This window comes from Phaeodactylibacter luteus (assembly GCF_007993045.1).
GTDB classification, from domain to species: domain Bacteria; phylum Bacteroidota; class Bacteroidia; order Chitinophagales; family Saprospiraceae; genus Phaeodactylibacter; species Phaeodactylibacter luteus.
In genome coordinates, this window is the sequence record NZ_VOOR01000078.1 from 1 (window position 1) to 13,943 (window position 13,943).

14 protein-coding genes and 1 pseudogene are annotated in these 13,943 nt (G+C 53.6%); 9 read left to right on the forward strand and 6 right to left on the reverse strand.

Annotated features, from left to right (window positions below):
- The 5 genes and pseudogenes from FRY97_RS22495 to FRY97_RS20590 form a co-directional block, all read left to right on the forward strand.
- Window positions 1–249, forward strand: a pseudogene (locus FRY97_RS22495) (Rpn family recombination-promoting nuclease/putative transposase); the annotation flags it as partial.
- A 105-nt stretch (window positions 250–354) separates the two neighbouring features.
- Complete coding sequence (locus FRY97_RS20575; protein WP_211356943.1) at window positions 355–1,341, forward strand: NAD(P)-dependent alcohol dehydrogenase; 987 nt, start codon at window positions 355–357, stop codon at window positions 1,339–1,341.
- A gap of 33 nt (window positions 1,342–1,374) precedes the next feature.
- Window positions 1,375–2,091 (forward strand): DUF4386 domain-containing protein, encoded by a 717-nt coding sequence (locus tag FRY97_RS20580; RefSeq protein WP_147169507.1) that lies wholly within the window; start codon window positions 1,375–1,377, stop codon window positions 2,089–2,091.
- 34 nt (window positions 2,092–2,125) lie between these two features.
- On the forward strand, window positions 2,126–2,806 hold the full coding sequence (locus FRY97_RS20585; protein WP_147169508.1) for a DUF4386 domain-containing protein: 681 nt from the start codon (window positions 2,126–2,128) through the stop codon (window positions 2,804–2,806).
- Window positions 2,807–2,960: 154 nt separating this feature from the next.
- Window positions 2,961–3,698: a DUF6090 family protein gene (locus tag FRY97_RS20590; RefSeq protein ID WP_147169509.1), complete on the forward strand. Its 738-nt coding sequence runs from the start codon at window positions 2,961–2,963 to the stop codon at window positions 3,696–3,698.
- A gap of 83 nt (window positions 3,699–3,781) precedes the next feature.
- Here the strand turns inward: FRY97_RS20590 and FRY97_RS20595 are convergent, their stop codons facing one another.
- Window positions 3,782–4,336: an RNA 2'-phosphotransferase gene (locus FRY97_RS20595; protein ID WP_147169510.1), complete on the reverse strand. Its 555-nt coding sequence runs from the start codon at window positions 4,334–4,336 to the stop codon at window positions 3,782–3,784.
- Window positions 4,337–4,677: 341 nt separating this feature from the next.
- Between FRY97_RS20595 and FRY97_RS20600 the strand changes: the two genes are divergently transcribed.
- From FRY97_RS20600 to FRY97_RS20610, 3 genes are all read left to right on the forward strand, one after another.
- A complete protein-coding gene (locus tag FRY97_RS20600; protein WP_147169511.1) occupies window positions 4,678–5,067 on the forward strand; it encodes a hypothetical protein in 390 nt (129 codons plus the stop codon).
- A gap of 277 nt (window positions 5,068–5,344) precedes the next feature.
- On the forward strand, window positions 5,345–7,624 hold the full coding sequence (locus tag FRY97_RS20605; RefSeq protein ID WP_170254795.1) for a TonB-dependent receptor: 2,280 nt from the start codon (window positions 5,345–5,347) through the stop codon (window positions 7,622–7,624).
- A gap of 77 nt (window positions 7,625–7,701) precedes the next feature.
- Window positions 7,702–8,358 (forward strand): hypothetical protein, encoded by a 657-nt coding sequence (locus tag FRY97_RS20610; RefSeq protein ID WP_147169513.1) that lies wholly within the window; start codon window positions 7,702–7,704, stop codon window positions 8,356–8,358.
- Window positions 8,359–8,566: 208 nt separating this feature from the next.
- On the opposite strand, the gene FRY97_RS20615 is transcribed toward FRY97_RS20610, so the two are convergent.
- The 4 genes from FRY97_RS20615 to FRY97_RS20630 all read right to left on the reverse strand — a co-directional run bounded on the left by FRY97_RS20615 (window position 8,567) and on the right by FRY97_RS20630 (window position 11,605).
- Window positions 8,567–9,337: a HupE/UreJ family protein gene (locus FRY97_RS20615; protein ID WP_246141863.1), complete on the reverse strand. Its 771-nt coding sequence runs from the start codon at window positions 9,335–9,337 to the stop codon at window positions 8,567–8,569.
- A gap of 117 nt (window positions 9,338–9,454) precedes the next feature.
- Window positions 9,455–10,183 carry a hypothetical protein gene (locus FRY97_RS20620; RefSeq protein ID WP_147169514.1) on the reverse strand — a complete coding sequence of 243 codons (729 nt, stop codon included), beginning with the start codon at window positions 10,181–10,183 and terminating at the stop codon, window positions 9,455–9,457.
- A gap of 680 nt (window positions 10,184–10,863) precedes the next feature.
- Window positions 10,864–11,187: a hypothetical protein gene (locus FRY97_RS20625; protein ID WP_147169515.1), complete on the reverse strand. Its 324-nt coding sequence runs from the start codon at window positions 11,185–11,187 to the stop codon at window positions 10,864–10,866.
- On the reverse strand, window positions 11,180–11,605 hold the full coding sequence (locus FRY97_RS20630) for a hypothetical protein (protein WP_147169516.1): 426 nt from the start codon (window positions 11,603–11,605) through the stop codon (window positions 11,180–11,182). The genes FRY97_RS20625 and FRY97_RS20630 overlap by 8 nt, the downstream gene beginning before the upstream one ends.
- A gap of 472 nt (window positions 11,606–12,077) precedes the next feature.
- On the opposite strand from FRY97_RS20630, the gene FRY97_RS20635 reads away from it, so the two are divergent.
- The gene (locus tag FRY97_RS20635; protein ID WP_147169517.1) at window positions 12,078–12,809 is read left to right on the forward strand and encodes a DUF3667 domain-containing protein; all 732 of its coding nucleotides are present in this window, start codon (window positions 12,078–12,080) and stop codon (window positions 12,807–12,809) included.
- Window positions 12,810–12,817: 8 nt separating this feature from the next.
- On the opposite strand, the gene FRY97_RS20640 is transcribed toward FRY97_RS20635, so the two are convergent.
- Window positions 12,818–13,567 carry a DUF1835 domain-containing protein gene (locus tag FRY97_RS20640; RefSeq protein WP_147169518.1) on the reverse strand — a complete coding sequence of 250 codons (750 nt, stop codon included), beginning with the start codon at window positions 13,565–13,567 and terminating at the stop codon, window positions 12,818–12,820.
- Window positions 13,568–13,943 lie beyond the last annotated feature (376 nt).

Here is a 13,943-nt window from a genome sequence, read left to right on the forward strand (position 1 = left end):
TTGGACGCAGCTGAGATCGCCAAGTTCTCTCCAGAGGAGCGCGATGCCTACGAGGACAGCCTCAAATACTACCGCGATATGAAAAATGTCGTGGACACCTCCAGGGAGGAAGGCATCGCAAAAGGCATGGAAAAAGGGGCTTTGTCCAAAGCCATTGCCATCGCCAGGAAAATGAAACAGAAAGGCATGCCCGAAGACGATATCGCGGCGATCACCGGCCTGAACATCGGCCAGGTCAGGGAATTGTAATTGCCTTCCAAGAGGTTCGCATTTATAAATTAGCCCTTATCCCTGAATAATCCGAACGCTGCACCAGCCTGCTGCCCCTTTCTTTGCACCATAAAAAAAACGGTAATGAGAAAGATGAGAGCAATCACGGCAATAGGCTACGGGACAGCGGAAGTCCTTAAGCTACAGCGAGTACCCAAGCCTTCGATAAAGCCCAACGAGGTCTTGGTCAAAATAGAAGCTGCATCCTTTACCCGGGCAGATGTTATGATGCTTACCGGCAAACCCTATCTGTCTCGCCTGTTCGTCGGGGTTACTCAACCTAAGCACCCCATCCCAGGCACTGGATTTGCCGGAGTAGTGGCAGAAACCGGCAGCGAAGTAGCTCAGTTCAAAATAGGTGATGCCGTTTTCGGTGAGACTACCCTGGGCTTCAGCACCCATGCCGAATTTGTAGCTGTACCCCAAGAGGGCGTTATCTTACCGCTTCCCAGTGGGCTTTCTCCATCAGAAGCCGCTACTTGGTGCGACGGCCCGCTCACCTCTATCAACTTCCTTCAAGAGCTGGCAGACATCCGCCCTGGGCAACGTGTACTCATCAATGGAGCTTCTGGCAGCCTTGGCACCGCCGCAGTACAAATTGCACGTTACCTTGGGGCTGAAGTTACAGGGGTCTGTAGTGCAAGGAATGCCGGGCTGGTGCTTTCCCTTGGCGCCCACCATGTCATTGACTATGCCCAAACTGACTTTACCCAATCCGATGAAGCCTATGATATCATTTATGATACAGTAGGCAAAAGCTCCTTTACTGCATGCCGGAAGGCGCTCACCCCAAGCGGGCAATACCTCTCTCCCGTAATGAAAGGGCGGTTACTATGGGACATGCTATGGACCGGCATAAACGGGAAACAGAAGGCAAAATTCGCGGCCTCGGGCCTTAAAAAAGCCCCCGAACTGCGTACACTGTTGCAAACACTCATCGCTATCTGGCAGGAGGGGAAGCTCCGGGCCATTATCGACCGGCAGTATCCTCTAGAGCGGGCTGCGGAAGCACATAAGCACATCGCAGCCGGGCACAAGAAAGGGAACGTAGTGCTCATCATCCAAGAATAAAAACGAAGCCAACCTAAAATCAAACCATTGTTCATGAAAAACTTATCACACACCGCCCGCCTGGCCGGGCTAGGCTACCTCATCATTTTCTTCACCGGCTTTTTTGCCAATTTCCATATCCTCGAAGGCGCTTGGGCAAAAGGCGACAGCACAGCCACCATAGCCAACATCCTCTCTAGCCCTACAGCATTCCGCCTTGGGGTAGCAGCCTTCACAATCATGGTAGCGATTGATATCCTGCTCTCTCTACCGCTTTACCTGCTCAGCCGGGAAGTATCTAAGCCGTGGGCCAAAGCTACTGCTTTGCTGCGCCTGATCAATGGCGGCATCTTTGCCATAGCGATGGCACAGCTATTCCGGATATCGGCCCTCATACCCGGAGGAGCGCCCGCCCTGCACAACGAGGCCATGGCCTGCCTGCAACAATTTGACCGCACTTGGGATATCGGCTTATTGTTCTTTGGCGCACATCTGCTGGCCTTAGGCGGGCTCTTTTCACGCTCAGCACGCATACCCCAATGGATCGGCTGGGCGCTGCAATTCGCCGGAGCTGGCTATCTGCTCGACAGCGGGGCACAGCTCTTTCACCCTGAGTATGAGACCTATCAGTTCCTATTCGAGTCCGTTGTCATTTTTGCAGGGGTAGCAGGCGAGCTGTCTCTGACACTGTACCTACTCGCCAAGGGCGCTAAACTCCGATCAGGCAGTACTGAAACTTCCCCCTTTACCTACGCCGATCCTGCAAGCTAACCTCTCCTTTTTAACCTAGAAATCTATTGTCACCATGATATCAATGACTCCAGAAAATAACGCCCGCGCCGCCGGTTGGTCCCTTTTGATCATGGCTGTGCTAGCTGGCTTTGCCTTTGGCTATGTGTACAGCCCCCTTTCGCTAGCGGAAAATCAACCACTGTCCGCCCAGCACCTGCCCGTCATCCGGTTGAGCATAGCTGCATGGTGGGGCATCGCCCTACTTGACGTTTTGGTGGCACTTGCCCTGCTCCAGTTGTTTGCACCTGCACACTACAAAGGAGCTACAATCATGGCAGGGCTCAGGCTGCTCTATACGGTAGGGCTAGGCGTGGCTATTTTCCGCTTACACCAAGCTGCCCGCCTACTTGCCGCAGCACAACAAGCCCAACAGGCGCTCGAAGCTTGGCTGTCTTTTCAAAATATCTGGTCTGCCGCTCTAATCATTTTTGGGCTCCACCTCTGTGCTTTAGGGTGGCTTTGCTTCAAAGCAGCCCAAGTGCCTACCCTATGGGGCTGGCTGCTCATGGCCGCAGGCATCAGCTATCTTACCGTACACCTTGGCCTTCAGTTTCCATCTACTACTGCGCTTTCAAAAACACTAGAAACGGTGCTCAGCTTGCCCATGGCTTTAGGCGAGCTAGGCTTTGCCTTCTGGCTCCTTCTGTCTGTTCGCAAGCAGAAAAAGCCCTATCCCCTGAGCGCTCAGCCATAACGGCTTCTCAAAAGGCCGCTTCTTTAGCTGGCATGCTTGAACCACCAAAGCTGCCAACGGGCTTAACCCTACTAATCCAAAATTCCTTATCTTTTCCAAAGACTTTGGCAATTTCAATATCATGCTTAGAATAATCCGGAAAGCCCGGCAAAAAATGATCCAAAATAAACGGCTCGGCAATTATCTACTGTATGCTGCGGGAGAGGTCATTTTGGTTGTCATCGGGATACTCCTTGCCTTGGGGATCAACAACATGCAAGAAGACCGGGTATTGCAAAGGAAGCAACAGGCTTACCTTAGCGGGCTCCAAGAAGAATTTGAGCTCAGCCGAAGAAAACTGGAAACCCTGATGGCTGTCAATCAGCAAAATTATCAAAATGGGCGGCGGCTCCTAGCCCTTGCCGGCAGCCCAACTTCTTCCTTCCCAGAAGATACCCTTTCCAACCTGTTGTACCAGACCCTCGCCTTGGACATCGCCTACAACCCCAACAACGCCTTGCTCGAAGAAATGGTCAGTTCGGGAAGCCTGCGCCATATCAAAGACACCAACCTAAGGATCAGGCTCACAACCTGGCTATCTGCCATGCAAGACATTGAGCGGCAAGAAGAAGACCTGCGAATGCAACGGGAACGAGTCCTCGACTTATTCCGAGGCGATGAATACAGCCTATGGACCGTACTGGCCTCTACAGAACACGATCCGCCCCCGGACAGAGAAAGCGCCATGCCCTTCCATAGCAACCTCCCCTTGCTCCAGTCCAGGGCTTTCGAAAACCGGCTGCTGCTGTTCACTTACGCCTGTGCATCTACAGATCAAGCCCACTATCAGCCCTTGATGAGCCAACTAGATGACATCCTCGAGCTACTGAAACGAGCATTGGCTTCCTCCTAAACTTCCTCTGCCCAGGATCAGAGGAAGCCGCTCCTGGCTATAGATCTTTGCTCGGTCCACCAACCCGCTCACCGCAATAGGGCTCAGGCGTTGCGATCAAAGCTAAAAAAAGCAGGAGGAACATGGCCTGTAAGCCAAACGCCATTATCAGACTTGAAAAAAGCGAAACCTTGCCGGTGCATCTCACCTGCTGCTACCCTAAGCACTATAGGTTGGCCATGACGGCTGCCAACCTGCAAGGCAGTCGCCTCGTCTGCGCTCAGGTGGACATGCTGCCGTTGCTGCCGGCAGAGCCCCTTTTCCTGTATAGGCCCCAAATTCCGAAGGGCAGTGCCATGAAAAAGTACCGATGGGGGCTCTAGCTGTTCCAACTGAAGGTCTACTGGGATGGAATGCCCCTGATTCGCCCGGATACGCTGCCCGTCTCCGCTAAACCGGAAACGCTGCTTATTATTTTCCCGTACCAAGCTTTCCAGCTCCTCCCTGCTCAAAGGCAACCCAACAGCGGCAAGCCGCTGCAGCAAGAGGCCGACATCCGCCCATCCCGCTCTGTCCAGCTCCAAACCCAACTGCTCTGGCTTGTGGCGCAGTGCCAGGCTGAGCAGCTTACTGATGCGGGTGCATTTGTGTTTCTCCATAGTCATATTTATTTTCGACAAATTGAACCCCCCCCCCCAAAACATAAAGTGCCCGGGCAAAGATCAGATTGTTTTTTTTGGGGGCTTCCCCCTGCCCCTCTGGCAGGGGGCCGCTATGCTCCGGGGCTCGCTATCCGCTCGGCCCTACGGGCTTTTCACCCCTGCGCAGCGCTAGCCCAGTGCCACCGTATAGCCAGCGCAAGCTCAAGCTTTTGGCTTGCGCCCAAATCCCGCCCTACCTAAAACTGGCGCCAATTGTTCATTTCCCCGCCTCAAAACAATCTACTCTCGCCCCTACCCCCGTATATAGAAATGTCCCTCACTAAATCCTAACTAAGGACATGAAACAGTTCATCACCTACCTTATCATCGGTACGCTCTGCGCCAACATCTTCGGCGCAGCAGTGGGTGAGCTGCTTCATGCCCTTTCCCATGGCCTCGACAGCCATGCCGCACACAGCCATCGTCACGGGCACTTGCACGAGGAAGAAAGCCACCACCACCACAATGTGATCACTTTTATGCTGCAAGCATTCGAGCTGCAGGAAGCTTCCTCTACCGCCCCTCCCCTTCAACAACTCAGCCTCCTCATGGCCACCCTTGAGGCTCTGATACCTGATTCACATACTGCACTGCATTCTTCTTCGATTAAGGGTGAAAATAACTATGCCAAACCATTACCCCTTTCATCAGTAGCAGTAGAAACCCCCTCCCCTCCGCCCAAACATTGAACCTTACTTTTTTCCTCCTTATCAGAATTTCCTGCTTTCAGTCTTCCAGTACAGTAAGCTACTCCATTTGCTATGCCTTCACCTAACATTGGGGAAGAGCACTAAACGGTAAATGCCGACAGTAGCCCGATCAGGCTTGCAACAACATACATCACGCCTGGCCTCCCCCTGGAAATACTGTGCATACAGGAATGATTTTCATCAAAAACAAGGCCAGCCAGCTATCAGCAAGTGCCATCAGGGCATAGGCTGCCGCCTGTTCACACTCATCAACTTTATGTATAAGCCATACTCACTACTCAACCAACTTATTGCCCTGCTCTGCCTGCTTGCAAGCGCCACGCTCACCGCGCAGTCTGGCGCAAGCCTCTCAGGGCGTGTTTTATCTGAAAGCAACACCCCGCTCGAAGCGGTGAACATTCAGCTTGAAGGCACAGCCAAAGGCGCTACCACTACTGCAGATGGCGCTTTTCTGATTGAAGGGCTCGAAGCCGGCAATTATACCCTGTTGTTCAGCTCCGTTGGCTATGAGCAAACCTCGCGCAAGATCAACCTAAAAGCAGGGGAGCAAAAACAAATCAAAGTAGCCCTCCGCACCACCGTGACCTCCCTTTCTGAAATTTATGTGCGCGGAGAAGCCTTAAAAGCAGAAAACAGCACCATCACCGTTGATGTCATCACCCTAAACGACATCCGCAGCCTCAATATCGAGCAGCCGCTCCGCCTCATTGAGCAAGTACCAGGAGTAGACCTTGTAGCTTACCGGCAGGGCGGCGTAGCAGATCAGTTCTCCATCCGTGGGTTTGGGGGCGGCGGCCATGCCGGCGAAGCCGAAGTCACCATCGATGGTGTCTCCCTTAATGAAGCCGAGGGCCATTCAGACGGGTATGCCGACCTCAATGTGCTCATCCCGCTCAACCTCAAGTCCATGAAAGTATACAAAGGCCCTTCCTCTGTGCTCTTCGGCCGGTTTGCACAGGGCGGAACACTTGCACTAGATACCCGAAAAGGAGGGGACTACCAAGACTTCAGCTTTACAGCCAGCTCTTTCAACACCCTTGATGCACAGTTTGCCCTTGGGCGCGAAATGGACCTGGGCGAGCGGCAGGACGCCATCAAAGCCAACCTTGCTTTCCAGCTGTTCCGTACCGACGGCTACGCAGAAAACGCCAATGTGCTCCGCGGAAACATTGCAGGCCGTATTGGCTACCAGATTACTGACAAAACAGACATTGCCCTGTCACTGCGCGGCCACGGCAGCGAGTGGAATGCTCCTGGCTATATTGGAGAAGAACAGTTTCTGGACGAAGACCGGCGCCGGCTGCAAGACCCCAATGGGGAAAATGACGGCGGGGCCAAGTCTTTCTACTCTCAGCGCCTAGACCTCAACCACTCTTTCAACGACGGGCTGCGCCTCCTCGTTTTTGGCTACGCCGTGCAACAGGAGTTCACCCGGTTTGCCAAGTTCGGATCCGCACCTGGCGGACAGACCGAGCGCTTCAATACCCGCGACGTCTACGCAGCCGGGGCCAGCCTCAACGGCAATGCACGCCTTTTGGGCAGCAGCCTCAACTGGATTGCAGGCCTGGAGTACTATAGCGAAGAGACTGACCGGATGCGGTGGGCTACCTCTGACCGTATCCGGCAGCGGCAGACCGAAGACCGGCTGTTCACCATACAATCCGTTTCTGCATATGCGCAGGGCGAATGGGAACTGAGCCGATACTTCCGCCCTTCTGTAGGCCTGCGCTACGACACCTACAATGGCAGCTTTATGGCTAATGATCCTGGCCAGGCCGCTGTCTCTGACGATATCGACGGCTTGTACAACGTTAGCCCCAAAGTAGGCATCCGCTCTACCGTTTACAGTGGCGTCGACCTGCGGGCCAGCGTGTCCAACGGTTTTTCACTCCCCAACAGTGCGCTAAAGTACACAGCAGGCATTGACCTGGGCCCCGTTCAGCTTTGGCAGTACGAGGTAGGGGCTACTTACCGCCCGCTTGAATGGCTCGAAGTCGACGCCGCCGGTTTCGTCCTCAATACCACCAACGAAATTGTCGAAAACCCTCCGGGCTCACTCGAGTTCATCAATGCCGGCAAGACTCAGCGCACTGGTATCGAAACCAAAGCCAGCATCAGCCCAGTCAATGGGCTCAGCATTACCGGTACATTCTCTTATATAGAAACAGAAATACTCGACAACCCGGAAAATACCCTCGAGGGCAAAGGCTTAGTAGGCATCCCTCAGACCATAACCACGCTCAATCTGACCTACACCCTCCCAATGGGGATTGGCGCCAATTACCGCTTCCGGGACGTAGGCGAGTACTTTATTTCCAATGACAACGCCGCCTCCTACGAAGGCTATACGGTGTCTCACCTTGCTGTTTTCTACAACTTCAACAAACAGTCTGCCAATGATGGGCGGCTCTTTTTTGAAATCCAAAACCTGTTCGACGCCCGCTATGCAGAGTCTGTATTTGGCAGTGTAGACGCCCGTTCTTTCGCGCCGGCGCCGCCACGCAACTACAGCTTCGGCATCAGCTACAACTTTTAATCTGCTTGTACTATTCACCCTGCCCAGCAGCCCCCTCTTCAGTTGTGGGCTGCTGGGCTTTTAAAATCAATCTCAACATGAAAACTTGGATCTCCACTATTGTCGCCGCGCTTATTGTCGGGGCTTTTGTGTTTTTCGCCATACGCGGCAATTCTTCTGCTAACGGGCATAGCCACGAGCACGGCCCCGATACCCATACCCACGAGCAAGGCGGCCATTCCCACAGCCATGGCGGGGACGGGCACTCCCACCCCACACCCGACGGCCGCCCTGCCTACACCTACCTCGCCATGAACGGGGATTTTCAAATGAACCCCAACGACTCCCTAACCCAAAATGATCCCCGCAACCCCAGCCGCCTCGTGCTGGAGACCTCCGAAGAGGCAGGCTCGCTCACGCGCATGGCTTTCTATAGCCACAATGATATGGAACAAAAACTAGCAGAGTGCGGGTACGAGTTCATTGGCAGCCGGCCCGACCCTTACTACTACCCGCAAAAGTCCAAAACCTCTATCTGGGATGTTTTCCGTAAGGTTGAAGACTTTGAAGGCGACTGCGCCTCTTATCAGTATGTCATTTCGCGCTCCCCTCACGGAGACCCCGTCCATATGCACCTCCGCTACGGAGATGACGTAGAAGCCCTGCTCGCTTTGAGCCAAGCCGAAGGCGATCAACAGTTCAATCCTTGGTGGGCTACCTACTGCGATATTGACCGCACAACTTCCTGCGACTAGACCGAATGATTTGATCGTATTCCCACGCTTAAGCCCTTTCTGGTGCGTGGCCTTTAATGGTCAATAATTACAGCTCAATCCACTAGCCCATCGCCATCAACTCAAAGCGGCAGCCCGGGACCAATGTCTCCGGGCTGCCGCTTTTTTTTATGGTATTAATCTTAAAGCCAACCGCGAGGATAAAGCCCTTAGAGCTCCAAAAAGGCGCTTATTCTCCGTGCGGATGCGGGTGCCCATGAGCATCCTCATGGCTATGCCCTGCACCTTCTTCATGATGATGCTCGTGCGTATGAGGCCCGCTGAAATATCCATTGAGCTGAAAGGCCAATAGGCCAAGCCCCGCTACAACCAGAAAAGTGTTCACCACCTTATGGAAACGGTTGAAGGAAGGAGCGCCCCGCCATTTAGAAATAACAAAAACTATAGGGATGAGCGCCAACACCTGGCCCAATTCTACCCCAACGTTGAAGCTCAGGATTTTGGCCAGGAACTGCCCCTGCCCCAAATCGAAAGATTGCAACCTGGTGCTCAGCCCAAACCCATGTATCAGGCCAAAAAGGAATACCATAGTCAACAAATTAGGAGCTTCTACCTTCAACAGCTTAGGGAAACCGCCAAGGTTTTCGAACCCCTTATACACCACGCTCAGCGCAATGACCGCATCAATCAGGTGCTCGTCAGCCAATATGCCCAGATAAGTGGCCCCGGTAAGGGTGATACTGTGCCCAATGGTGAAGACCGTGATGAAGCGGAGGATGTCTTTAATATTGTTCAGAAAAAAAATAACCCCTACCAAAAAAAGCAGGTGGTCATAGCCCGTCACCATGTGCTTAGCACCTACATAAATATAGGACCAAAGCCCGCCGTTAGTCAGCGTTTCTTGGTCTGCAGGGGCTACTCCGTGTGCCCAGGCTAAGCCGGGCAAGGCCAATAACAAGGCGAGCGGGGCAATAGGCCTCAGGTTCAATTTTCCCATCATGGTTTTATTAGTCAAATACGGTGAAACGCCCGGGCTGGGTTCGTCAAAGCTGCGGCTTTTGCCCCAAATGGGCAGGGCAGAAAGCGCATTGCCCTCCGCCCTGCCCAACGGCTGCGCTTAGATTTTGAACACCCCGGAAGGGAGGCTGGGGTTGAGCTCTGCTTCGGATACTTTGAACTGTATCACGCCAGAATCATCTTTCTGCTCTATTGCAAAGGGGACCTGCACCCCGTCCACTTCCCGGTAATCACTGAAGTTCAAGGTGATACGAGTACGCTTCACACCGCCCTGCACCTCTACCGTACGCACCATTTCTTCTGTCAGTTTTTTGTAGCCGTCCTTCTGATAGTGCAAGGTGTACACCGTTGCGCCATCCGGGCTCGTCGCCGTCAGCCGGTAGTAGTCCGGCTTGCCAAAATCACCGCCAGCGTACAGCCCGTCGAAAGACAGCCCGTACCCTTTTTCCAGCAGCATCAGCTCCGTAAAGCCATAAGTTTGGCTGCGCATCAGCGCCTTATCGCTCTCTTCCAAGGCAATCACCTGCCCGCCGTAAGACAAACGCTGCCCATCAAAAATCTGCTCTAGGCGCTGCCCGCCCTGCTCCAGCTTCAGATGGAACTTCTGCCCGAACAAGCGGAACTCCTCCTTTTTCAAACGGATGCCGCTTACCTCCTGCACCCCTTCCATCAGCATACGGGACGACCCTACAGCTTCTAGCGCTTCTTTGCCGCCCATAGCAATGAAGTAGTTGTTCAGCAACTTTTCTGCCTTATCCTCTTGTGCAAAAAGGCGGCCGCCTGTTGCCAGCAGCAGCGCCAGCACAGACAAGGAAATCAATTGTTTCATGTGTTCATTTGGTTTGTTGAAAAAAATGTGCCCAAACATAGGTACATATTATCCTTTTTCCAAACCCAAATATCTACACACCTTAGCCCAGCTCATGCGGTTGTGAATTAGGGCACTGCGGGCACTGCCCGCCGCTACGTTGCGCAGCCTGGCCCTGCGGGCTGCGCTAACGCGCACTGCTCCACATCGCTAGTGCGCCAGCCTATTGCCCAAAAAACCAAGAAGGGCCTGCTCGAACGCGGGGCCCCGGTGGGCGGTACTCGCCCCGGCTCGCCACCACGCCATCGGGGCTGTGTGCTGCCCGGCTGCCCATAATAAAGCCCTGTCCGGAGCCCTTGCCCCAACTGGGTAGAGCGCCATGCGGGCAGCCCGGTCGAGCAGCTCCAAATCTACGCACGAAGAAGAATGAACAGTCGCCCGGCCGCCACAGCCTGCCAGAAGGGGAACAACAAAGCAACAGCCCGTATTTGGGCGTGAACCAAAAGGCTGCAGGGGTTTAAGCTTTTTGGGCTTTTGCCTGGCATTGGCCTAGCGCTGCGAAGGGGTGGCCGAAGGCCAGACCCGACGCCCGTAGGGCGAGGGGCCGAGCGAAGAGCGAGCCCCGTAGCATAGCGGCACCTGCCGGCTGGCAGGGGCAGGCCCCAATATTTCATCATGCTCCCCCTGTTCTGATCCAGTTCTTATTCGCAAATCTCTCCTATCCACTGCTGATCGACCAACCCGTGCTCATTGATGTGGAACACCGCGCCCACCACACAGCCCCCGGGCCCAACAGAATCCAATAAGTAGCGGTAATCAAAGCCCATATCGGCGTCGGGCGCACCAAGTACCTGCCGGAGCAAGGAGGTATCTGCCGCCTCCGGCCAGGCTTCCACTACCCGGGCAAGGCTATAAGCATCTCTTTCCGACTGAAACCGGCTGCCTAGCGCTAAAAGCGGGCTGCCTGCTTGGCGGGAGCAGCCCAGCAGCATCGCAAAGGCCGCCCAAAGCCATGCCCTATTCATAGTACCGGGCTAAAAATTCGCCTTCTGTGATGGGCAGATTGGCACCGGTGTTCAAATCAGAACAGGAGGCTGTAAAAGTACCTTTGATGAATTCACGCTTAGCATTGACCTCCGTTACCACTAGCGTGCCCGTACCGTAGTGGTTGCCCCGGCCATCGTTGTATTTTACGTAGGTGATATCATACGTTCCGGCCCTCCCGTCAAATCCTGCCGTATTCAGCTGCAGGCTGACTTCATCGTTGCTGAAATAGAAATTGAGCTGCCCTGCTACTAGATTATCCGCAGGCTGATTGAGCCGCTGCCCGGTGAATGTATCAATTTTGACCGTGAAAGCGAAGAAGGTGTCGTCATCAGAGATGGGCTCCTTTTGGCAGGCCAGGGCCAACAGGAGGAGAGCGAACAAAAGCCCTTTTTTCATAGTTCTTACTGGGTTTTGGTGAATAATCTGGCAATACCGCAGTTTTCCTGCCTAAGCATTGCTGACTGCAAGTTAGCCAATACCGCATACACCAGATAATCTTCCATAAAAAAATTATACCCCTTGCCCCCGTTACGATATCAGACACGGGGGCACCAAGCGCACAGAGGGGACACTGATTTATAAGCCCTCCGTGCACTCCCTGTCTCCGTGGCAAAACTTGACACTAAGGCACGGAGGTCACTGAGCAGCACAGAGATAACGTGCTCCGTGTACCCCGCTATTGCTCGGGCTGCTTTACAACAGGACGACTTCGTGGAAGCCATTGGGGCCATTTCGCGCGCTATGCCCGCGCCATTTTCCAAGCATGCCGTAGGAGAAGGCAATTCTTAGCTAAGAGGCATAGCTTGATCCGCTCTTTTGGTTATATTGTCATAGTTATAAGCCCATTTTTTCTACAAATCCAACTGATATGCCTGTACCGCCCAAGCTACAAGCCAACCACCGTGGGGCAGGGCAAACTGGCCCCTACTGTGCTCAGTGCGGGCAGCCTGTCGAAGTGCCCCGCATCGACCGGAAGTATCTCGTTCGAGAAATCAGTACCGTTTTCAACCTAGAGCGCGGTTTTCTGCTCACCGCCCGTGAAATCCTGCTGCGGCCTGGCCGGAGCATCCGAGCTTATCTGCGCTATGACCGCAAACGGCTGATGAAGCCCGTGGTGTTCGTCATCGTCTGCTCATTGATCTACACCCTGGCCCAACAGTGGCTGAGATTTGAAGACGGCTATGTCAACTATTCCCTGGGCGAGCGTTCTACCTCAACGGCTATTTTTGAATGGGTCTCCAAAAACTATGGCTACGCCAACCTTTTCATGGCCATTTTTATAGCCCTCTGGCTGCGGTTGTTTTTCAGGAAGTATGCCTACAATATATTTGAGCTGCTTGTGGCCCTGTGTTTCATTATGGGCACGGGCATGTTGGTTTTCACCTTATTCGGGGCGATACAGAGCATGATCCCTTTCAAAATACTAGACAAGGGCTTTTTCTTAGGCATCCTTTTCATCTGCTGGGCTATCGGCACCATCTTTGACCGGTCTGGTTTTTTCAAATATTTCAAGGTGTTCATCAGTTATATGCTGGGCATGATCTCCTTCTCTCTGAGCATTATGCTGATTGGGATGTTCATCGACTGGGCTTCAAAATAGGGCCGGGCTCAGGCCCTGCCAAGGATTTGCCCGATCAATCGTTCTACCTGTAGGTCGCCAAAACCATAAACCGGCTCCCGCTCACAAAAGGCAAGGAATACCGGGCCTAGCTCGGTAGTGCCCAGCTCTTCCATAATCGCCCGCAGGGCCCTTGTTGGCCGGCCGGGATCGCCGGGGCTTGGCAAGCTGTCCAAGTAAGCCTCCACCGCAGTTTCGATAAATGGGAAATCAGCTTTTATTTCCCGGGCCATGGCCAGCAACTGCTGAAGCGCTCCTGCACTGTACTGTTCCCAAAGCCGGGCAATCTGCCCCGGGGCCTTGATGTGCTTCTTTTGCCGGAAGGCAGCTAGCAGCTGTGCAGGGCTGAGCCCTCCAAAGCCATAACGGGTATGACTTTCCGGGCGGGCCAGGTATAGACTGCAATTTGCGGTGTGCTGGGATAGCAGAAACACACAGAACCAGAAATTGACTTGGCAGAACAAATCGTCCTCAAACCATAAAGTGACCATGCTCCCTTCTGGGATGCGCATCATCCGTTCAAACTCGCCCACCGTGCCTTTCTTGTAATCTATTGTTGTGCCTTCTCCGTAAGCATTGGTTAGAAAGTGGGCTCTAAGCTGGAATAGCCCCTGTAGCCCATCGCTTTTCACAGGCCCGTCTGAGAGGCACTCCCGGGCTACGATTAGCTCACCCCCAATTGCTGAGGGGAAGCGTTCGCGCAGGGCGTCCCCATTTAGGATATGGAATGCTTTGTGCATGCTGCTTTGCTTTATCTGGCTTTCAAAACTAACCATTTGAAATAAGCGCCTCCTGATCTCACAAGGATAATAAACTTGATGCGCTGGAGCCCAAATCTAAATAAATTAAAAACGCCGCCTTGCCTTTTAATCAGCAAGACGGCGCCATTTGCAATCCAAAAAGTGATCTTTACTGCCCACAATGGGAGGCAGCAGTCAACGCTGCTGCCCCCCAGTGCACAGGGGTTTTCCGCTTACTGCGGCAGCTGCTCGCGCAGGCTGAAGGTGACAATTGAAGATACGTTCGCAGCGGTAGGCACTGCGATGTTGAAGATGAAGTCTACATCGTTGAACGCACCCGTGTACTTCGTCTGCCCGTTCATGTTCACGTCCGTCG

Coding starts and splice junctions, on each gene's coding strand:
- FRY97_RS20575 (WP_211356943.1), top strand. CDS start 355: ATGAGAAAGATGAGAGCAATCACGGCAATAGGCTACGGGACAGCGGAA.
- FRY97_RS20580 (WP_147169507.1), top strand. CDS start 1,375: ATGAAAAACTTATCACACACCGCCCGCCTGGCCGGGCTAGGCTACCTC.
- FRY97_RS20585 (WP_147169508.1), top strand. CDS start 2,126: ATGATATCAATGACTCCAGAAAATAACGCCCGCGCCGCCGGTTGGTCC.
- FRY97_RS20590 (WP_147169509.1), top strand. CDS start 2,961: ATGATCCAAAATAAACGGCTCGGCAATTATCTACTGTATGCTGCGGGA.
- FRY97_RS20595 (WP_147169510.1), bottom strand. CDS start 4,336: ATGGAGAAACACAAATGCACCCGCATCAGTAAGCTGCTCAGCCTGGCA.
- FRY97_RS20600 (WP_147169511.1), top strand. CDS start 4,678: ATGAAACAGTTCATCACCTACCTTATCATCGGTACGCTCTGCGCCAAC.
- FRY97_RS20605 (WP_170254795.1), top strand. CDS start 5,345: ATGTATAAGCCATACTCACTACTCAACCAACTTATTGCCCTGCTCTGC.
- FRY97_RS20610 (WP_147169513.1), top strand. CDS start 7,702: ATGAAAACTTGGATCTCCACTATTGTCGCCGCGCTTATTGTCGGGGCT.
- FRY97_RS20615 (WP_246141863.1), bottom strand. CDS start 9,337: ATGATGGGAAAATTGAACCTGAGGCCTATTGCCCCGCTCGCCTTGTTA.
- FRY97_RS20620 (WP_147169514.1), bottom strand. CDS start 10,183: ATGAAACAATTGATTTCCTTGTCTGTGCTGGCGCTGCTGCTGGCAACA.
- FRY97_RS20625 (WP_147169515.1), bottom strand. CDS start 11,187: ATGAATAGGGCATGGCTTTGGGCGGCCTTTGCGATGCTGCTGGGCTGC.
- FRY97_RS20630 (WP_147169516.1), bottom strand. CDS start 11,605: ATGAAAAAAGGGCTTTTGTTCGCTCTCCTCCTGTTGGCCCTGGCCTGC.
- FRY97_RS20635 (WP_147169517.1), top strand. CDS start 12,078: ATGCCTGTACCGCCCAAGCTACAAGCCAACCACCGTGGGGCAGGGCAA.
- FRY97_RS20640 (WP_147169518.1), bottom strand. CDS start 13,567: ATGCACAAAGCATTCCATATCCTAAATGGGGACGCCCTGCGCGAACGC.